General features: G+C 70.4%; 17 protein-coding genes and 2 pseudogenes. 7 read left to right on the forward strand and 12 right to left on the reverse strand.

Features of this window, described 5'->3' with window-relative positions; all coding sequences use genetic code 11:
- Positions 1-18: 18 nt before the first annotated feature.
- The 3 genes from BM536_RS07200 to BM536_RS07210 all read right to left on the reverse strand — a co-directional run bounded on the left by BM536_RS07200 (position 19) and on the right by BM536_RS07210 (position 2618).
- Positions 19-903: an aldo/keto reductase gene (locus BM536_RS07200; RefSeq protein WP_094102703.1), complete on the reverse strand. Its 885-nt coding sequence runs from the start codon at positions 901-903 to the stop codon at positions 19-21.
- Positions 904-914: 11 nt separating this feature from the next.
- Positions 915-1217 (reverse strand): MFS transporter, encoded by a 303-nt coding sequence (locus tag BM536_RS07205; protein WP_245873305.1) that lies wholly within the window; start codon positions 1215-1217, stop codon positions 915-917.
- 546 nt (positions 1218-1763) lie between these two features.
- Positions 1764-2618 carry a hypothetical protein gene (locus tag BM536_RS07210; RefSeq protein ID WP_073494212.1) on the reverse strand — a complete coding sequence of 285 codons (855 nt, stop codon included), beginning with the start codon at positions 2616-2618 and terminating at the stop codon, positions 1764-1766.
- A gap of 600 nt (positions 2619-3218) precedes the next feature.
- On the opposite strand from BM536_RS07210, the gene BM536_RS07215 reads away from it, so the two are divergent.
- Complete coding sequence (locus BM536_RS07215) at positions 3219-4220, forward strand: ArsR/SmtB family transcription factor (protein ID WP_094102704.1); 1002 nt, start codon at positions 3219-3221, stop codon at positions 4218-4220.
- 461 nt (positions 4221-4681) lie between these two features.
- On the forward strand, positions 4682-5038 hold the full coding sequence (locus BM536_RS07220) for a hypothetical protein (RefSeq protein WP_073494216.1): 357 nt from the start codon (positions 4682-4684) through the stop codon (positions 5036-5038).
- Positions 5039-5709: 671 nt separating this feature from the next.
- Here BM536_RS07220 and BM536_RS07225 read toward each other — a convergent pair.
- Positions 5710-6014, reverse strand: a pseudogene (locus tag BM536_RS07225) (DEAD/DEAH box helicase); the annotation flags it as partial.
- A gap of 166 nt (positions 6015-6180) precedes the next feature.
- Between BM536_RS07225 and BM536_RS07230 the strand changes: the two are divergent.
- The gene (locus BM536_RS07230) at positions 6181-9303 is read left to right on the forward strand and encodes an FG-GAP-like repeat-containing protein (RefSeq protein ID WP_073494218.1); all 3123 of its coding nucleotides are present in this window, start codon (positions 6181-6183) and stop codon (positions 9301-9303) included.
- Positions 9304-9929: 626 nt separating this feature from the next.
- On the opposite strand, the gene BM536_RS07235 is transcribed toward BM536_RS07230, so the two are convergent.
- Positions 9930-10322, reverse strand: coding sequence for a hypothetical protein (locus tag BM536_RS07235; RefSeq protein WP_073494220.1), 393 nt, complete (start codon positions 10320-10322; stop codon positions 9930-9932).
- A 14-nt stretch (positions 10323-10336) separates the two neighbouring features.
- Entirely contained in the window at positions 10337-11365 is a 1029-nt protein-coding gene (locus tag BM536_RS07240; protein ID WP_143650836.1) for an FHA domain-containing protein, read from the reverse strand.
- Positions 11366-11620: 255 nt separating this feature from the next.
- Here BM536_RS07240 and BM536_RS07245 point away from each other — a divergent pair, with 255 nt between their 5' ends.
- A complete protein-coding gene (locus tag BM536_RS07245) occupies positions 11621-11830 on the forward strand; it encodes a hypothetical protein (protein ID WP_073494224.1) in 210 nt (69 codons plus the stop codon).
- A 301-nt stretch (positions 11831-12131) separates the two neighbouring features.
- On the opposite strand, the gene BM536_RS07250 is transcribed toward BM536_RS07245, so the two are convergent.
- Positions 12132-13037, reverse strand: coding sequence for an NADP-dependent oxidoreductase (locus tag BM536_RS07250; RefSeq protein WP_073494226.1), 906 nt, complete (start codon positions 13035-13037; stop codon positions 12132-12134).
- A 426-nt stretch (positions 13038-13463) separates the two neighbouring features.
- Between BM536_RS07250 and BM536_RS07255 the strand changes: the two genes are divergently transcribed.
- Both BM536_RS07255 and BM536_RS07260 read left to right on the forward strand, forming a co-directional pair.
- Positions 13464-13820, forward strand: coding sequence for a MerR family transcriptional regulator (locus BM536_RS07255; protein WP_073494249.1), 357 nt, complete (start codon positions 13464-13466; stop codon positions 13818-13820).
- An 81-nt stretch (positions 13821-13901) separates the two neighbouring features.
- Positions 13902-14158 (forward strand): annotated as a pseudogene (locus BM536_RS07260) (nitroreductase family protein); the annotation flags it as partial.
- A 27-nt stretch (positions 14159-14185) separates the two neighbouring features.
- On the opposite strand, the gene BM536_RS07265 reads toward BM536_RS07260, so the two are convergent.
- Positions 14186-14542, reverse strand: a complete 357-nt coding sequence (locus BM536_RS07265) for a winged helix-turn-helix transcriptional regulator (RefSeq protein ID WP_211362845.1) — start codon at positions 14540-14542, stop codon at positions 14186-14188.
- On the opposite strand from BM536_RS07265, the gene BM536_RS07270 reads away from it, so the two are divergent.
- Positions 14541-15695: an MFS transporter gene (locus BM536_RS07270; protein ID WP_158086506.1), complete on the forward strand. Its 1155-nt coding sequence runs from the start codon at positions 14541-14543 to the stop codon at positions 15693-15695. The genes BM536_RS07265 and BM536_RS07270 overlap by 2 nt on opposite strands.
- A gap of 76 nt (positions 15696-15771) precedes the next feature.
- Here BM536_RS07270 and BM536_RS07275 read toward each other — a convergent pair whose 3' ends face one another.
- The 4 genes from BM536_RS07275 to BM536_RS07290 are packed head-to-tail and all read right to left on the reverse strand — an operon-like array spanning position 15772 to position 18168.
- Positions 15772-16032: a hypothetical protein gene (locus tag BM536_RS07275; RefSeq protein WP_073494230.1), complete on the reverse strand. Its 261-nt coding sequence runs from the start codon at positions 16030-16032 to the stop codon at positions 15772-15774.
- Entirely contained in the window at positions 16029-17207 is a 1179-nt protein-coding gene (locus tag BM536_RS07280; protein WP_073494232.1) for a M48 family metallopeptidase, read from the reverse strand. Before BM536_RS07280 ends, BM536_RS07275 begins: the two co-directional genes overlap by 4 nt.
- Positions 17204-17950, reverse strand: coding sequence for an RNA polymerase sigma factor (locus tag BM536_RS07285; RefSeq protein ID WP_073494234.1), 747 nt, complete (start codon positions 17948-17950; stop codon positions 17204-17206). The genes BM536_RS07280 and BM536_RS07285 overlap by 4 nt, the downstream gene beginning before the upstream one ends.
- Positions 17947-18168 carry a hypothetical protein gene (locus BM536_RS07290; RefSeq protein ID WP_143650838.1) on the reverse strand — a complete coding sequence of 74 codons (222 nt, stop codon included), beginning with the start codon at positions 18166-18168 and terminating at the stop codon, positions 17947-17949. The genes BM536_RS07285 and BM536_RS07290 overlap by 4 nt, the downstream gene beginning before the upstream one ends.
- Positions 18169-18478 lie beyond the last annotated feature (310 nt).

The raw sequence follows: 18478 nt of genomic DNA on the forward strand, positions 1-18478 counted from the left end.
CGGCGTGGTCAGCACGGTTCAGGCTTCGGGGATGGCGCGGCCGTAGTCGGCGAGGGTGACGTTCTCGGGCTCAGGCCCGCCGCGCCGGCCGGTCTCCAGCGCGTCCAGTGCGGACAGCTCGGCGGCGGTGAGGTCGAAGTCGAAGACGTCGATGTTCTCGGCGATGCGGTGGCACTTGGTGGACTTGGGGATGACGGAGCGGCCCTGCTGGATGCCCCAGCGCAGCAGCACCTGGGCGGGGCTCTTGCCGTGGGCCTCGGCGATCTGGGTGACGGCCGGGTCTTCGAGGACGCTTGTGCGGTGGTCGCCGTAGCCGGGGTAGAAGGTGATGCCCCCGATGGGGGACCATGCCTGGTTGAGGATGTGGTGGGCGTCGTCGAAGTCGAGGACGGCGCGCTGCTGGAAGTAGGGGTGGATCTCCAGCTGGTTGACGGCCGGGATGACATCGGTGGCGTCGAGCAGGGCGCTTAGGTGGTCGGTCATGAAGTTGCTGACGCCGATCGCGCGTACCTTGCCGTCGGCCAAAAGCTTCTCCAGCGCCCGGTAGGCCGCCAGGGTCTTGTCGAAGTCTGACGGCAGGGCCTGGTGCAGGATGAGCAGGTCGATCTGGTCGACGCCGAGCTTGGCAGCACTCTTGACGAAGCCGTGCAGGGTCTCGTCGTAGCCGTAGTCACTGATCCAGATCTTGGTCTCGACGAAGATCTCCTCGCGCGGGACGCCGGAGTTCTGCAGGGCCTGGCCGGCTTCCCGCTCGTTGCCGTAGGCGGCGGCGGTGTCGATGTGCCGGTAGCCGAGCTCCAGCGCGGCCGTGACCGCGGCGATCGTCTCCTCGGGCGGGGTCTGGAAGACGCCGAGGCCGAGAGCGGGCATCTGGACGCCGTTGTTGAGGGTGAGGGTCTGCATCACGTAGTCCTTTACTTGCGGGATGCCCGTGTGGGCACGATCAGGGTGAGGACGACGGCGACGGCCAGCGCGAGCAGGACGGCGGAGCCCGTCAGCGCGGTGCTGGGGCGAGCCGCGATGTCGGCGGCCGCGTGACCGGTGGAGACGGTGGCGGCCACGGCCGTCAGGATGCTCAGGGCCAGTGCGCTGCCGATCTGGTGCACGGTGTTGACCAGGCCCGAGCCGGCCCCCGCGTCCTCGGGTGCGACGCCGTCGACGCCGCTCGAGGTCATCGGGGCCAGTGCCAGGCCCTGTCCGGCGCCGATGATCACCATCGGCCTTTCCGACGGTCGGGGGGGGGGGCAGATCCTTTGACGTGGAGAGCAGGTAGGCGGCGAGTCCCGCCAGGTGTGCCGCGGCCTGCGAGGTGCCGACGACCGTTGTGTTCGCCCTATGGTCCCTCGGCTCCGGGAGCGTGAGCTTGATCCGACGTCTCGACCGCCCCCGGGATACCTCCAGGACTCGGGTCGACGCCGGCTACCGTCAGCGCCTCGTCGAGCACGCCGCCACCGCCGCATCGGCGTGGAGATCGTCCAACGCACACTGTCGCGACAGGCCGGGGCAGGCCGCACTGCTGCATGCCCCGGCCGCCTTTCGGGAGGGCTTCGGCGCACTGGGACAGTCAACGCCGGCCAGTCATGCGCCGCTGCGAGCCCTGGCGATCGCGATGAGTGTGCCGCGCTGACGGTGGCGTCTTTCATAGTCCAGCACCTGCCGAGCTTCGGCGGGGGCGGCAGCCTGCAGCCGGGCGGTTATCTGGTCGGGGATCATGGCGTCGTACCCGGGCCACGGTTCGCTGCCGCGTAGCCGCTCGACGGCGTTCAGGATTTCCGGCGGCCGGCGTGGGCCCGCTCGTAGCCGTCGAGCGCGGACAGCTGCGCCTGGGAGAGCGTGGGCAGGCGCTTGACTATGTCGGCGATGCGGAAGTGCTCGTATCCGAAGATCGGCGGCTCCTCTTCCCTGGTGACCGCGTCGTCGTCCTCCTCGGGCAATGGGCGCAGCGCGCCCGTGGCTGTGCGCGTAGCCTGCCGGGCACCGCCCCCGGCCGCTTTTCGAACCCGTTTGACGGCAGAGCGCACGGTGCTTGTGGCGGCATCCGGCGGGCCGCCGTCACCGGATCGCGTGCGGGGGCCGCTGCCGGCGACCGCCGTAGCCCGGGCCTGCTGAGCGAGGCGGTCCTCGAGCATCGCGAGCAGCTCCTCGTCCTGGCGGCGCAGCGTGGCGAGCAGGTCGGCGGCGACCTGGTCGTGCGCCTGCTCGGCAATGCTCTGCCCGGCCCGGCAGGCCGCCAGCGCCCGGGCAGTGATCGAGTATTCGTTCTCGGTGTGTCTCACCAACTGGCGCGGGCTCGGCCCATTGCGACGATGCAGTATGGCGGTTGTGATGGCGGCACCGATCTCGAGCAACAGCCCGGCCATCCGGACGGTTGCCCGGGCGGTGACGCGTACCCGGTCGGCGGTGTCCCGCAGCGGGCGGCCGGGGCGAAGTTCACGCATGTGTCCGTCGATGCGGGCGACACAGTCGTACGTGCCGTCTATATGGCGCTCCAAAACTTCCCGTCGAGGGCCCGCGGCGTGGACGGCGATATCGGCCCGGAAGCGGTCGATGATCGCAGTGTGAGCATCACGAGCATCCTCAAGCGCCGGGACAAGCGCATCTGTCGTCACCGCTGTCATGGCGTGCCCTACCTTCTGGCATGGGTTTCGAACCGGGCAGATCAGTGGATCCAGCAGGGTCCGGGTATGGGTGTGGCGGAGACCGTTTCAGGGCCCGACGAAGGTTCGCCGCTCAACAGCCGGTACCCACCAGCGGCCTGCTGCCTGGGGCGGAACCGCAAGTGATTCGAGTACCCCCGCACCCCCGGCTGATTGCCCAAAGCCGCTGCCTGTCGTGCAGGTGCGTGAGCACAGCGCCGGAAGGCCGTGCGTAGGGACGCCCCTCCAGGTCGAGGGCCGCCGTGGCGGAATGATCGGGCACCGGCTGCCGCTGATCTGCGGCACCAGCCGGGGACGGCGGGCCTGTAGTCAGTCGCGAGTACTGGCCCGGGCCTGCGCGGTCATTCGCCTGTCGGACGGCGGGGTGGACATGCGGACGGCGGGGTGGACGTGCTTTCACGGGAACCCCGGAGCCTTCGAACGTGGCACCGCCGGAAGGTCCGGAAAGGGCGTTGTGGGCCCCGCTCGTCGCGTCGGACACTGCCGTGGTCGCTACGGAGACGGGGGCCGGGACTGCCACCGCGGCGGAGGGTGTCTCTGTTCCGGAACAGGGGGGCTGTAGTGCTGCGCATTCATTTCACCGCGGAGGATCTCGCCCGCACCCGGGTGGCCGCTACCCTCGGGGCCGCCGCGGAGACGTATTACAGCCTGGAGATGCTGTGCCGGCGTTCCCTCCCGCTGCCCTTTCAGCGGTGGCGCTCCAGCGTGGCTGGCCGGCTGAGCAAGGACGCCGGGCCCCTCACAGCACTGCTGCCAATCCGGGGCCCGGGCCTCGACCTGCTGGCGCTGGCCGGCGACTCGCCCGACATCGACCACGCCGTGGAGGCTCTGCTGCGGGCACCTCGCGACCTTGTGCGCCGCGAGCTGGAATCCGTCACTGTCGATCCCGCCCACATGCCATGGGCGCGGGCCGTCGCCGACGGGGACACCGACGCCCGGCGGTTGCTGGCGGCCGGTCTCGTAGCCTGCCACCGGGCGACGGTCGCACCGTACTGGGCGGCCTCCCGGGCGCGGCTGGACGCCGTACGCGCGCAGTACGCCCGCACGTTCCTGGAGGGGGGAGTCGACGCTCTGCTGGCCTCCCTGAGTCCTCAGCTGGTGCGCTGGCGCCCGCCCGTGCTGGAAGTGCGCTACCCCCGCCCGGTCGAGGTCCACCTGGGCGGCAGAGGACTGATCCTGGTGCCGACCCTCTTCTTCTGGCGCCAATCCAGCCTGCTGCACGACCCGTACGACGACGCAGCGGTGCCGCGGCTGACCGTCCCCGCGGTGACCGACCCGGCCAGCGGCGCCGCGCTGTGGCACCCCCGGGGCATGGGGGCCGACGAAGCCCTGGGGGCCCTGCTCGGACATACCAGGGCCGCCGCGCTGCGCGCGGCCGCTGACGGCTGCAGCACCACCGAACTGGCCGCGCGACTCGGCGTCTCCCCGCCCGCCGCCAGCCAGCACACCAAGGCGCTGCGCGACGCGCGCCTGATCACCACCAGCCGGCGCGGTAGTTCCGTACTGCACACGGCCACCACCCTGGGCCGGGAACTGCTGGACGGAACCGGCAGCGTGGCGTGACCGCAGCCCCTTAAGCCCTGGCTTAAGGGGATGGCCGCCCGTGCCGGCAGCGCGGAGTATTCACAGCGTTCGACATGTCCGGGGATGCCTGGTGCCGGACTCCTGGAGGCACGCCACCTGCGACACGAGGGACGCGTATGACCGCTTCACCCAGGTCGACGGGATCACCAGGTCCAGTTCTTGCCATGACTCGGTGCTTCTCCGCGGCGGACGCCAGCGATGTCGGGCTCCGCGGGGGGGGCAAGCCAGTACAGCAGGGCCGGCTTCCACCTTCCGCCAACAGCGGCGGATGCTGCCGGGCAACCGGGCAGCGGGTCGCCGCGCGAGCGGCTACCTGCAGGTGCCTTCTTGCTCATGGCACCGCTCCTGTCGGCAGCCGAACCATGACCGTGCCATCCAGACCAACAAGCGCTTCTCGCCGACGTGGCGAAGGCTCACCCCATCGAAAGGCAGCCCTCACTATGAGGTCCAACTTCGTCCGTACTGTTGCCATCACCGGCCTGGCCGCAGCCGGTCTCTTCGCCAGCGCGGCCACGGCCACCGCTGCTCCTGTTTCCGCTGTCGCCGCGCCCAGTGCGTCGCCGGCCGGCATCAGCGCCGCACCGAGTTGCGTCTACCTGTACCAGACCGACTACATCCGTGACGGCCAGTACCGTTCGCTGGCGAACGCCAGGAACGACTGCGGCTACACCATCCGGACCCGCATGATCTGGGTGGGCACCACCGACGGGGCCTGCTTCAGCCTCGCCCCGGGACAGAGTCACGGCGAATCCAAGCCCGGCACCCGGCCGTACGTCTCCGAACTGCGCGACTGCTGAGCATCAGCCAACACGGGAGAACGTACACCGCGGCCCCAACAAGGCCGCCGCGACCGCTACCCCGTCGGCGCACGCAAGGTGCCCGCAACCGTTGGAGGTGGTTGCGGGCACTTCTCGTGCGAGGGTGCGGCCCAGTCGGTCGACTTCCCGGACGGTGAGCCTGTCGCCGTCGCGCAGATAGTCGAGGGCGGCGGTCAGGCCCGGGGCCGACCGTCCACGGCCACGGCCACGGCGGGGTTCCCCGGGGAGCCGCCGGGTGTTCGGCGGTGAGCACCGGAGCCTGTGACGTGGCGGAAGTCGGCTGCACAGATGCATACACGTCTGTGAACGCAGTCGCGCGAGGGTCAGCTCTCCTTCACCTCCTGCAGCTTCGTCAGGCGGCACCGGGTGAAGGTCCACGCGTCCAGGTCCTGGATGCCGCACGCCTCGAGGAAGGCGCGGTAGCGGATAGGGCGGAATCGGCACCCGTCCGTTGAGCATCTCGCTCAGGGAACTGCGCGTGAGCACACCCCGACCACGGGCCCCCTGCTCCCGCAGGGTGGGCTTGAGGGCCCAGACGCGCACGTCACGCAGCGCGGGCACGAGCTCCTCGACCCCTTCTATGAGCATCGGGTCGGGCGCCCCGGCATCGGCGTGTCGCCCACGAGCGGCCCGTTGCGGTAGTTCCAGCGCTTCCGCCAGCGCGGCAGGGCCTGGTAACCCTCCAGCCACACGGGGGACTCAGGCCGGTAGACCCGCGTGCGCAGGAAGGCCGCGATGGTCACCGCGTCCCCGGGGGAGGAGAAGTGCAGCAGCGCAGACTCGACCGCACCGCCCGTGTCGTCTGTTCCTCGTCCTCGCTCACCTCGCCGCCGGCCCCGATGATCCGCCCGTCTTCATCTCGCCGGACATGCACCTTGCGTTTCCCGCTGGTGAGGGCGCGGGAGGCGAGCCGCTCGACGAGTAGTTCATCGTGCGAGCGCAGGCTTTTCATCAAGGGGTGGTGGCGGTGCGGTGGGGTGTGCGTGGCGGACGGGCTGGGTCATGATCCCCACGTTCATCAAGTACCTGTACGATCAGCCCACTTCTGAGGCGGAGGCGTTGGGGTAGGGGCACCGGAGAGCGGTGCGCGCCCCGTCTTGGATCCCCTGGGGAGGGTCCACATGGCTCGTCATGCCCGTGCACGTCTGAGTGTCGTCACCGCCACCGCGGTCGTATCCGTGTCGCTTGCCGTCGGTCCGGCCGCGCTACCGGCCTCCGCCGATGCCGGGACGTTCGGCGACACCACGATCGCCGCGACCATGCGCGTCACACCCGGCTCCGGCGCGGTGGTGAGTGTCGGTCCCTCCGGGTTCCTGCACTCCGCCACCACCGCGAACGGCCCCTCCGGACTGGAGTGGACGGGCGTGGACGGCTCGACCCGCAAGCTCGAGGGCACAGAGCCGCACGACCCTGTGGAGTACTACGGCACGGCATCGGACGTCGTGGCGCTGCCGCCCAGCGGGCGGACGGGCGACGTACGGCTGCGCAACATGGTCACTGACGAGACCACAACCGTCACCGTTCCCGCGGGACAGAAGTACAGCAGAACCATCGGGACCACCGTGGTCACCCAGGGCGGAGCCGGTGCCGACGGGAGTTGGACCGAGTTCCATCTGCTGAGCGCGGAGCACGGGTCCACGGCGGACCGCCTCGTGACAGGCCTTCCGCAGGGTGCCTACGTCCTCAGTGTCGAGCGGGCCGGCGTCCGCGGGTTCCTCACACTCCTGAAGGTGCCCGGGCAAGACGTCGGACAGTACGCGTGGATCGATCTGAGCACCGCACAGGCCACGCTCCTGCCGTACGGCACGGTGTACAGCAATTCCGAGGTGACCGCTCTTCACCTGGTCACCCCCCAGGCCGGCGGCGTCCGGATCTACGAGCAGGGCCGGTTCGACACCCCGGTGCGCGAGGTGCAGGTCAGCCTGAAGAACGCCAAGGTCCTCGGCGTCGTCGGCGACTCGCTGATCGTGGGCCGCTACGACTCCTCGCTCGGCAGCAGGCAAGACCGGGCGTCCGTCTGGAAGGTCGTGGCCGTCCCCTTCGACGGCTCCGGCGAACGGACGCTCCTCGCCCGTGCGGTGGCCGACCGCGTTGCCGTCCGGCCGGACGGCGGCCTTCAGATCGTCGGCGGCCAGTCCGCACAGGACTACGGCTACCAGGACATCACCGCCGCCGGAGCGGACGCCGCACCCCGTGTGACACGCGTGCTGCGCATCCTGCCTGTCCCGATGCAGCTCCAGCGCCTGACACTGGATCACGGGACTCTCACGACACTGGAGTACGGCGATCAGGCCACCTCGCACTACGAGCGCCTGCTCACCGAAGCCACACCCGGATACGGCGAGCGTGTACGGGGCGGCGGGCTGCCGACCCCGTACGGCAAGTGCAGTGTCGCCTACGGGCCCTGCCCCGAGCTGTATCCCACCGGGGACGGCCGGACCGTGTACCGCGGGGCAGTCGGCACGGAGGTCGGCTGGCAGCCCAAGCTGCTCGTCGTGGGCAAGGGCGGGACCTTCCCCGGCACACCCGTTGAGACGGGCCTCCAGGACTCCTTCAACGCGTCCGAGGCGCAGATGAGGATCGTGGGCGCATCCGAGAATCTGGTGCTGGTCGACGGAACCCCCGCGGGCGGCGGCCGGGAACTGCGGGTCGTCGACATCGACTCCGGCAAGACCCTGCACAAGGAGCCGTACCGGCCCGGTGCGATCTGGGGAACCACGGTGTGGTCCGCGGGCGCGGGCGGCGCGGTGACCGCCAAGGACGCGCGCACCGGGACCTCGCTGACATCCTTCACGGTGAGCACCGCGTGTTCCTCCATGGTCGACCTGCAGGCCGTCGGGCGGTGGCTGTACTGGAAGTGCAACACCGGCACCGCTCCGTACGCCGCGGGTGTCTACGACCTCCTCGCCCGCAAGAGCATCCCGCTGCCCACCGGACAGGCCCGCCTCGGCGACGGTGTCGTCGCCCTCAGCGTCGACCGAGGGCTGAGTGTCTACGGCCTGCAGACCGGGACGGCCGTCCAGCGGTGGACGACCGCCGCCTCGGGACTCGTGGCGCTCGACCCGCGCACCGGTGATCTTGCGTACTCCACGCCGGACCAGGCTGTCCACGTCCTGAACACCGGGCGGCCCGAGGCGGCGCTGCTTTCTCCTTACCGGAGTGTCACCGCGCGAGTGGAGACGGACTCCACCCCGCTCGCCTGGCGCGGCGAATGGTGGCTGTCCGAACCGGCGGCCTCCTGGAAGGCGGAGATACGCCACAGGGCCACCGGCCGCGTGGTGGCTACGCGCAGCGGCGGACCGGCCGCGTACTCGATCGCGACGACGTGGAACGGCCGGGACACGACGGGCAGACTGCTTCCCAACGGCGCGTACACCTGGACACTGACGGCTGCGTCGGCCGACGGGCAGGGCGCGGCGTTGGTCCAGTCCGGCACGGTCCGGCTGACGGGTGGCGCGGCGGTGTGGCGGGACCATGTCGGCGGCTCGTCGCTGCCGGACGGCGTCGGCGACCTCCTGACGCTGAACTCCTCCGGGTCGCTCACCTTCCACCAGGGCGACGGCGCCGGGACGCTCCCCGGGAAGGTGTCGGCGAGCGGCTGGCCGACCTCGATCCGAGCGGTGCCGTTCGGCGACCTCAACGCAGACCGCTGCAACGACGTCCTGGTCCGGCTGGGCAGCGGCGCCCTGCGCCTGTACAAGCCGGCCTGCGGGGCGGCGCTCAAGCCGTCGACGCCGTACGCCACCCTCGCCACCAGCGGCTGGAACCAGTACGACGTCCTGACCGCACCGGGTGACGTGACCAAGGACGGTCTCCCCGACCTGATCGCACGCAACGCCTCCACGGGTGCCGTCTACCTTCACAAGGGCACCAGCACGGGCAAGCTCTCCTCCCGCGTCAAGCTGGCCGACAACTGGAAGAGCTACAAGAAGATCATCGGGGCCGGGGACCTCAACGGCGACGGCACAGGCGACCTCCTGGTGCAGGACAAAGCCAACAACCTGTACCGCCTGAACGGCACCGGCAAGGGAACCTTCACCGCCCGAGTGAAGATCGCTGCCAACTGGGGTGGCTCGTACAACGCGGTCGTCGGCGTCGGGGACATCAACGGCGACGGCAAGTCCGACATCGTCGCCCGCGACACCGCGGGCAACCTCTACCGGCAGAACGGCACCGGCAAGGGCACGTTCGGCTCCCGTACGAAGATCGCAAGCGGCTGGGCCGGCTACAAGGGACTCTTCTGACCCTGCCCTGGCGCACCATGTCGTGCCTGCGGCGAGGGAGTCGCCGGGGGCACGACAGCACCCCGTCGGAGCGCTTCGCCGAGCGGGCGTCTCCGCGTACATCACCGGGCAGTCGCTGTTCATGGACGGGCTGTCCGTCCACTGATCGGTCCGGCCCCCGCACCCCCGCCGCTACGATCGTGGTGACAACGCAGGCCACACAGGTCCCTACGACTGATTGAGGGTCTGTCAGGTCGCTGGGGGAGCTGGTACGGGTAGCGGTGGTGCGCTCGCGCGCTTACCGGGAGCGGCGCGCTTTGCCTGACGCTCTGCGCGGCCCGGTCGCCCCGTGGATGGTCGCGCTGGTCGCGGGCTGGCTCGTCTGTCTGCCGCTGCTCGGGCCCTACGGGGCGCTGCTTGGCCTGCTGCCCGGGCTGGCCCTCTTCCACGGCCCTCTTCCACCCGGCCTGGGAGGCCCTGAGATGTCGATGCGCGGCCACCCGTCCACGTGGCCCGGCCGCTCGGGCGCACACGAGATACAGCCTGCACCCCTGGCCTATCAGGCACATAGACAAAGATCACCCAGACGAGCCGAAGTCAGCGACTAGCCGGCCTGGGGTCAGGACCTCTCCGTCAGCCTCCTCCCATCAGCCTGCGATCGCCCGCAAGATCGGCTGGCCGAGTGCGCCGAGCCAGCCCGCGAGCGCTCCGAGCGGCCCGATCAGCCCGGTGCTGGCCGTGGCCAGCGCACCCGCCGAGGACAGCAGCCGGGTGATCCGGCCGAGCCGGCCCGCCACCGCCTCCCGGTCCGGCTCCGGCCGGGCGACCTCCTCGTCCAACGAGTCCAGCTCGGCGCGAACCTCGGGCTCGATTGCTGGCGGCAGCGCCGTCCGCTCGATCGATGCCCTCAGTTCCCGGACCAGGCCGCGCACCTCCTGCCCGCCCGCCGTGAAGACGGCCGACTGGTCACCATGAACGGCCTGGTTCCCGGCGACGTTGTTGACCACGCCGCCCTGCTGGTTGCCGATGTTGAAGGCCATGGCTCCCCATCTCCTCACCGCTGCCGCCAGGACGCCTGCCGCTCGGCATCCTCGAAGCGGCGGCGCCGGGACGTTGTCACGATGTGCAGAACGATCCCGATGACCGTCAGAACCGTCCCGATAGTCGCCATCGCGAACCCGACCGCCCCTAGCGGCACCCCGGCCACTTTCGGTCCGAGCAGCTCCGGGGAGGAGCCGAAGTTCGAACTCCCCGACGAAATATCGTCGTTGGTCCTGGTAATGAATCGAATGATCACCCAGCCGTAGATCCCGCCCCCGACCAGAAAGAGCAGGAAGCCGAGCGTGATCAGGTGTCGCGCCCTGGTACGGGTCGCGGCGATCTCCTTGAAGAAGCTCTCGCGCTGCGCCTGCTGAACGTAGTTGTACTGGTTCCCCGCGACGTTGCTCAGCCGGTCGGCCTGCTGCGCCCCGATGTCGAACCGCCGCTCGCCGCCGGGCGGCGTACGGCCGGCCTCGCGCGGTGCCGGGCTGCCCGGCGGGCCGGAGGGCGGCGGCCCTGCGGCGGGAGCGCCGTGAGGCATGGGCCCGGGCTCGGAGGCGGGGCCCCAGCCCGGCATGGTGTCCGAGGTACCACCCGGGGTGCCGCCGGCTCCAGGCTTCGGGGCCTGAACGGTCCGGTCGGCGGGGCGCAGCTCTTCGTAATGCACCTCCAAGGGCCCAAAATCCAGCACGTCGCCCGAGTGCAGAACCTGCTGCCCGAGCACCGGGTGACCGTTCAGCATGGTGCCGTTGGTGGAGGCTAGATCCTCGACGGTGGTCCGGCCCGAGGCCCGCCACACCACCGCGTGCCGTCGACTGACGCCCGGATCGCCCACCTGGATCTGGCAGTCGGAGTCCCGCCCGACCAGCATCGGCTGGTCGTCGAGCACGAAGACCCGGCCACGCAGCCGGTCCGGGCGGTCGACCACGAGTTGCGGTAGGTCGCGCTCTCGCAGAGGCGGGTCCATGGCACGACCTCCTGCCTTGGCGAAGCATCCGGCGTCGGGCGAAACGATTCGGTCGCCTATTGAGGTGATCCTCACCTTCCAGTAAAGGCCGATCGGCCCCGTCCTGCCACAGCATCCCGGACGGCCGGAACTCGGCAGTGCGTTCGGCCGCCCGTCCCCTCGGTCCGCAGCCCTCCGATCCCGACGGGCTGATCCCCGCGACTCCACCGAACTCCTCCCGGAGCCCGCCGACGTGTCCGAGAAGGAGATCAAGGGCGCGCTCGCGTTGATGGAGTCGATGTCCCGTGACGACCTCGAAGGCCACGACTTCAAGGCACCTACACCGAAGCCATGGAACAGATCATCGAAGCCAAGCGGGAAGAGAAGCCGGGGCCCGATGCGCCCGAGCCGGAGAAGCCGGGCCGGGTCCTCGACCTGATGGCCGCGCTTGAGGAATCCGTGTCCGCGGCGAAGGCGCCCCGCGGCGAGGACTCCGACGTACATGATTCCCGATGGAGGAAGGCCCCTCGCACCGGGCCGGCCAGATCAGCGGTGCTGTGAGGGAAGCGGGCGCACAGGCGAGAGGCGGCGAGGTCCCCGGCCGACCGCGGTGCGGGCCCGCCTCTGAGAACCGTATTTGAACCCCTCTCACGGGCTGCTGAAGCTGGATGAGGCTGGTGCCCCGTGGACGACGGTTCATGTGCCACGTGTGGTGCCCGAGTGGGGGCGGCCTGCTTGACGAGCCGCCATGGAGATCGGCCCGCTTCGGACCGCCCGCTCGCCGGTACCGATCGAGGCCACGCAGGCCCGCACGTTGCGAGTTACCTACCTCGTGGGCCTGTTCGGATACAGATCAGCCTGCTCAGATGCAGATCACGATCTTTCCTCGGGTGCGCCCACGCTCGGCGTGCGCGTGGGCGTCGGCGATCCGCTCCAGGGGGTAGGACTGTTCGATACGGGGTGTGTAGCGGCCTTGCCCGCCCAGTTCCGCCGCCGCGGACAGGAGAGTGGAATCGTTCGCCGCGTTGACCACATGCGTGCCCAGGCGCTGCCCGCCCGCGTGGTCGGCGACCGTCGCGACGCGCTTCGGGTCGCCCGTGATCGCGACGAGGTCGTCCAGGGAGCCGGAGGCCGCGGTGTCGAGCGCGATGTCGACGCCGTGCGGAGCGAGGGTGACGAGGCGCTGTGCGAGGCCGGGGCCGTAGGTGGTGGGAACGGCGCCGAGAGAGGTGAGGAACTCGTGGTTGCGTTCGCTGGCTGTCCCGATCACAGTGGCACCTTGCGCTACGGCGATCTCGACCGCCGCGCTGCCCACGCCTCCGGCGGCGCCCTCGACGAGAAGGGTGCGCCCCGCGAGGGAGCCGAGCGCGTTCAGTCCACCCATCGCGGTCACGGACGCGAGACCGGCACCAGCGGCCTGCTCGTCGTTCCACGTGGCGGGGGTGTGCGCCCAGGCCGAGAGGATGAGCAGCTCCGCGGTCGCCCCGGTGACACCGCCCAGCCCGAAGACCCGGTCGCCGATGCTCACCCCCTGCACCCCGTCGCCGATCTCGTCGACCACACCGGCGCCGTCGCGCCCGGGAATGTCGGGCAGATCCAGAGGGAAGATCTGGTGCAGGGCGCCGGAGCGCAGCTTCCAGTCGATGGGATTGACGCTGGCCGCCGCGACGCGGACACGGATCTCACCGGGTCCGGGGTGGGGGTCTGGGGCCTGCTCGATCACCAGGCGCTCCGCTCCGCCGTATTCGTGGAACCGGGCTGCACGCATAGTGGTCTGCCTTACTTTGACGGGCCGGAATGACGTGTTCATCCGACGCCCGTCACTCTAAAACCTGACGTTGACGTGAGGTGCAAGTCGCAACTGCCGCCCGGCCGGAGGAGGGCAGGCGCGGATGGGTGAGGTTGCCGAGCGGGCGGGGGTGAGCGTGGGGGCCTGCGCCACTACGAGGGGTCACGCCGCCCGTCACGGTCGGCACCCATGTGCCCTCTGGCAGGCTCAGCGATCCCGGCACGACGCGAGGACTGACGTGCGTACGTGAACCGCGTGAACGCCCTCGGTCCGCCACCAGGACATGATCGATCTCGGCGCCGGCAACGGTTGCGATCGGCCACCAGGGCTGCCCCCGGAGCCGGTATTGCTAGCCTGAACCTGACGTCAACGTGAGGTACGAGCGGGAAGGGAGTGGCCTGCGTCATGCGCATCGGACAGCTCGCCAGGCGGTCAGGGGTCAGCGTGCGGGCCCTGCGCTACTACGAGGAACAGCGGCTCCTGGAATCGACGCGGACGCCCGGTGGGCAGCGTGACTATCCCGACGAAGCCCTGGAGCGGGTCCAGCTCATCCAGGACCTCTTCGCGGCCGGCCTTTCCAGCCGTACCGTCGTCGAACTCCTGCCGTGCGTGAGCACCGGCGTCGCGACACTCGCCATGCTCGACCAGCTCATCATCGAACGCGACCGCATCGCCGCACGCATCCAGGACCTGACCCGGGCCAAGACCAAACTCGGCCGCGTGATCGAGAATGTGACCGCGGCGAACGTTGCGCAGGACTGATCAACCCGTCGCGAGGGGTGGGGCCCGACCTGTCCGGCAACTACCGGGCGCCATCACGCGTGAACAGGCCCGGTCCTCGGCGAACGGTCTGCGTTGCTGAACGGCGCGCTGCAGGCCGCCTATTTCATCATCGGGATACGGGATACGGGATACGGGCTGCGGGCTTGGCGGCCGGACCCATGAGCGGCTTCGACGAGGACGGCGTCAACCGGGAGTTCTTCCCGTCCGGCGACCTCTCGGCACTGCTCGTGGTGAACATCGGCCGACCTGAGCGGCGGTCCGGGGAGCGGCCACGCGGGCCTCGCCTGGCGCACGGCGAGGTGTGTACGACACCGTGACGCTGCACCGTCCGGCCTTCGCCCTGGTCACGCGGGTGGGCGAGGGCCAGACGGGCCCTCGGGGCGCACTGTCTCGCGGTACCAGCGGCCCCACTTGTCCAACTCCTCCGTGATGGAGTCCAGGCTGTGCCCGACATCAGTGAGCGCGTACTCAACCCGCGGCGGCACCTCGCGGTACACGGTTCGCGTCACCAGGCCGTCGGCTTCCAGCTCCCGTAACTGGCGGGTCAGCATGCGCTGGGTGATGCCCGGCAGCGCGCGCCTGAGTTCACCGAATCGATGGGTTCCCACGACCAGCTGCTTGAGAATGGCCAGCTTTCGACATCGACGGCGCAACTGATCGCCGCGCGCGCCGCGCTCGGGGGTCGGCGCGGCGATGATCATGGCGTCCACGGTGGCGATCATCAGGGTCGTCTTCACCGACGACCGCGAACGGGCCGTCGCCATCGGCATCTGGACAGCCGCCCACAGCGTCGGCGCCACGATCGGTCCGCTGGTCGGCGGTCTGGTCACCGCGGAGTGGGGCTGGGGCGCGGTCTTCCTGATCAACGTCCCCGTCATCGTCGTCATCCTGGCTGTCGGCACCCGGGTCATCCCAGAGTCCCGAAACCCCGTTTCCCGCCGCTGGGACCTGGCCAGTGTGGCGCTGTCAGTCACCGGCCTGGCTGGGGTGGTCTACGCGCTCAAGCAGGCCGGGGAGCACTCCGGGGTGAACGGCGTCATCGTCACCACGGCCGTCGTCGGAAGCGTCCTGCTCCACCTCTTCGTGCGCCGTCAGCGGCGTATCGCCGAGCCGCTGCTGGACTTCTCCCTCTTCCATGAACGCCGCTTCACCACCGCCACCTTGTGCGTCATCGGCTGCTTCGGCTCTTACGTCGCCCTGCTGTTCTTCCTCACCCAGTGGCTCCAGCAGGTGGGCGAGTACTCGCCGCTGCGCGCCGGACTCGCACTGATGCCACTGGCCGGCGCCAACGCCATCGGCGCTGTCACAGCGCCCTGGGCCGCGAACCGGTGGGGCAACCGGTGGGCGCTCACCGGGACGCTCGCCCTCTTCGCCACCGCCCTCACCGTCATGGCCGTTGTCGGCGACACCGCCCACTATGGGGTGCTGCTCGTGCCGTTGCTGGGCGCGGGATACGGCGCCGGCATCGTGATGACCCTGGGCGCCGATTCCATCATGAGCGCCGCGCAGCCGGACCGCTCCGGGGAAGCGGCCGCTATCCAGGAGACGTCCTTCGAACTGGGCGCGGGCCTTGGCGTCGCCGTCCTCGGCACCGTCCTGACGGCTGTGTACCGAACCGGCCTGCCCCAGGTACCGGGGCTCGGCCCGGACGGGCGGGCGATGGCCGAGGAATCGTTCGCGCACGCCGAGGGCCTCACGGCCAACCTTCCCTCCGAAACCGCCCAGACACTGCAGCGCGCGGCACAACAGGCCTACGACCACGGCTTCACCACCGTGCTGACACTCGCCGCCATCGGCCTGGTCGTCACCGCCGCCATGGCGGCCGTCCTGCTGCGCCCGCCGAAGACGAGGTGACGGGGCCGCATCAGGACTGCAGTGCCCGCGTGTGCCGCTGCAGGGCACGACCACCGCAGCCGGTTGCTTCAGCCGACTACTTCACCGGCAGGAGCGGCGGAGTGGTGAGCCGGCCGGGCGGCGGGAGGGTGAACGTCGGAAGGATCAGCGGCGGGAGCGACGCCTCGGGCCAGACGTTCTGCGCGCTGGGCGGCGGGGAGAACGGTGGTGGATCGGTGCGGGGCGGGGAGATGACGGTGTGGACGAAGAGGCTCGCTGCCAGGACCAGGAACATTCCGATCAGCGTTGTCTTGACTTTGAACCGCAGGAACGCCCCGCTGAGCCGAGGCGGTTTCATCGACACTGTGGCACCGGCCTGTGCGGGGGTCGCGCACCGACCGGGCGCATGGCGTCCTGTAAGGCCTCGACCAGCTCGGGGAGGTCCCGCAGAAGACCCGCGGCGGGAGGGCCTGCGCTCACGGCCGGTCGGTGGGTGCTGTCCGGGTCGCCGTCGGGGCACAGGGCTGCCAGCCGGACCGCAAGCGGCGGGTGACTGCCGAGCCCGTCCTTGGAGACGATGTCCAGTGCCGAGGTTCCCCTGCCGTCCGCGAAGGGCCGGCCCACCAGATCGGCGAGCCGGTCCGCGAAGTCCCGGAACACGCCGTCGGGAAGCATCAGTCGGGGCAGTGACCCGACGCCGCCCTTCCCGGCCGCCGGTGCCGGTGGTCCCTCCGGCCGGGCCCGGTTCTCGGTGAACTCGTCCCAGAGCGGTGTCAGGGCGTGCACGGTCCGCAGGGCCTGCGCGAACGTGTGCGCCCCGGCGATCCGGGCCGCCGCGGCGTCCGCTTCTAGCTCCTGACTGCGCCGTACGGCCAAGGTCTGGCGCAGGTACACACCGTTGTACGCCTTGGTGAGTTTCAGGAGCAGTCGCACCGGCGGTTTGACGCTGGTCTGGTCGGTCTCCAGGACCTCCAGGTAGCGGACCGTGCGTTCCAGGGCGACGCTGCCGCGGCGGCTGACGGCAGCCAGTCGGGTGTGACGGCCCGCGTAGTGCCCCAGTTCATGGCACAGGACGGCGCGCAGCTCGTCCCTGGTGAGCCCGAGGAGCAGGGGCAGGCCCAGGTCCAGGGTGCGGGGGCCTCCGATCAGGCCCAGAAGCTTGCCGCGTTCGCCGGCGTAGGCGTTGACGGTGTCGGCCAGGCGCATCGTCGCGGGTGCGGCGGTGCCCAGCTCGTCGGCGAGTTGCAGGGTCAGAGCCCACAGTTCGGGCTGCTGTTGCGGGGTCAGCACGATCCGGGGGCCTTCGGCCACGTCGGCGGACGCCCTGGCGAGCAGCCCGTAGGCCAGGGCGGAGGTGGGGACCACGGTGAGGGAGCCCAGCACGGCGAACTGCCAGGCATTCGTGGTCAGGATGGCGATGACCAGCAGGAGTTGGGTGGCCAGGACGGCGACGGCGAGGAGGTGGACTCCGGCCAGGAGGGCGCAGCCGAGCAGGGCGCGCGACGTGGTCGCCGCCGGCTTCGTCCCTGTCATTTGCGCCCCGTGCCTTCGCGTTGTCGGCCGGCAAGGTCTGCTCGGGCCTGCCGCGGTGCCTGTTCGTCCTCCTCGAAGGCCGAGCAGAGCCAGAACTCGGTGGCGCTCAGGGCCGCGGCGAGCCGGTCTCCGGGCGCGGGGCCGCCGGTGCCCACCAGCGACACCTCGCCCAGGGGATCGGTGCCCGGGGCGAGGCCGAGCATGCGCCGGAGGTTGTCGCGCCCCTTGCGGAGGTTCCCCCGTGCCGTGGAGACCGCGATGTTCAGGTCATCGGCGATCTCCTGGTGGGTCATGGCGTAGAGGCTGTACATGACCAGCACCATCCGCTGGCGCGGCGGCAGGGCGGCCATCGCGGTCAGCACCCGCCGGGCCTGCGCCGTCTCGTCCGGCAGTGCCTGGCGGGGCAGGGCCACGTCCAGCGCCGCGCGCTTAACCTTGAGGCGCAGACGCAGCGCGCGCCACAGTTTTCTCCGCATCACCAGACTCACCCACGCGTTCGGCTGCTCGTAGCCGCTGATCCGGTCCCAGTTCTCCAGCGCCGCGAGGAAGGCGTCCTGGACGGCGTCCTCCGCGTCCTGACGGTTGCCGCACAGCATCACCGCCCGGGCCAGCAGGGCCGGACGATGAGCCGTGAAGAACACGTCGAAGTCGACCGGAGCGCGTCCGTCCTCCGCTGCCTCGTCGCCACCTACCGGTGCGGGCTCCTGCGCACCGGCCCGGACACTGCCCGTCCCACCGCTCATCGTGCTTCCCCTTCCTGGCCGCTCGACGCGGCCAGGCCATCGCCCCGCACGGTCAGGACGCCCCCGTCCGGGCGGCGGTCCTCCACCTGGACACCGTGACCCGCCTGGCGCAGCGCGGCGAGCACCAACCGGCCCCGTTCACGTTCACGGGCCAACTCTCGCTGCCAGGCCACCACCTCGAGGGCGATTCTGACCGTAGCGGCCAGTACCGCGATCACCACCGATTCCCACATACCCGACCACGTCCCCTGCCGACCACGTAACGTCAGCAGATGCCCTGCCGACTGCAACACCGCTGAACACCCGTAGCGGGGCACCGCGTTTACCCGTCGACCGGAATCTCCTTCAGGCAGTCGGGTACGGGCGTACGGCAACCCCGCGCCGGGCGGCCGAGGGCGGTGGTCACGCGCCGGCGATCGGGATGCCGTCGGCCGGCGACGGCCCCGCCGTCAGCGTGCGCCGGCTGCACGCCCCTTGTTCCGCGAGATCTCACGGCTTACCGTCGATGCCGAACCCGGCACACCCGCG

This window comes from Streptomyces phaeoluteigriseus, assembly GCF_001896135.2.
GTDB classification, from domain to species: domain Bacteria; phylum Actinomycetota; class Actinomycetes; order Streptomycetales; family Streptomycetaceae; genus Streptomyces; species Streptomyces phaeoluteigriseus.

Coding starts and splice junctions, on each gene's coding strand:
- BM536_RS07200 (WP_094102703.1), bottom strand. CDS start 903: ATGCAGACCCTCACCCTCAACAACGGCGTCCAGATGCCCGCTCTCGGC.
- BM536_RS07205 (WP_245873305.1), bottom strand. CDS start 1,217: ATGGTGATCATCGGCGCCGGACAGGGCCTGGCACTGGCCCCGATGACC.
- BM536_RS07210 (WP_073494212.1), bottom strand. CDS start 2,618: ATGACAGCGGTGACGACAGATGCGCTTGTCCCGGCGCTTGAGGATGCT.
- BM536_RS07220 (WP_073494216.1), top strand. CDS start 4,682: ATGAGGTCCAACTTCGTCCGTACTGTTGCCATCACCGGCCTGGCCGCA.
- BM536_RS07230 (WP_073494218.1), top strand. CDS start 6,181: ATGGCTCGTCATGCCCGTGCACGTCTGAGTGTCGTCACCGCCACCGCG.
- BM536_RS07235 (WP_073494220.1), bottom strand. CDS start 10,322: ATGGCCTTCAACATCGGCAACCAGCAGGGCGGCGTGGTCAACAACGTC.
- BM536_RS07245 (WP_073494224.1), top strand. CDS start 11,621: ATGGAACAGATCATCGAAGCCAAGCGGGAAGAGAAGCCGGGGCCCGAT.
- BM536_RS07250 (WP_073494226.1), bottom strand. CDS start 13,037: ATGCGTGCAGCCCGGTTCCACGAATACGGCGGAGCGGAGCGCCTGGTG.
- BM536_RS07255 (WP_073494249.1), top strand. CDS start 13,464: ATGCGCATCGGACAGCTCGCCAGGCGGTCAGGGGTCAGCGTGCGGGCC.
- BM536_RS07270 (WP_158086506.1), top strand. CDS start 14,541: ATGGCGTCCACGGTGGCGATCATCAGGGTCGTCTTCACCGACGACCGC.
- BM536_RS07265 (WP_211362845.1), bottom strand. CDS start 14,542: ATGATCATCGCCGCGCCGACCCCCGAGCGCGGCGCGCGCGGCGATCAG.
- BM536_RS07275 (WP_073494230.1), bottom strand. CDS start 16,032: ATGAAACCGCCTCGGCTCAGCGGGGCGTTCCTGCGGTTCAAAGTCAAG.
- BM536_RS07280 (WP_073494232.1), bottom strand. CDS start 17,207: ATGACAGGGACGAAGCCGGCGGCGACCACGTCGCGCGCCCTGCTCGGC.
- BM536_RS07285 (WP_073494234.1), bottom strand. CDS start 17,950: ATGAGCGGTGGGACGGGCAGTGTCCGGGCCGGTGCGCAGGAGCCCGCA.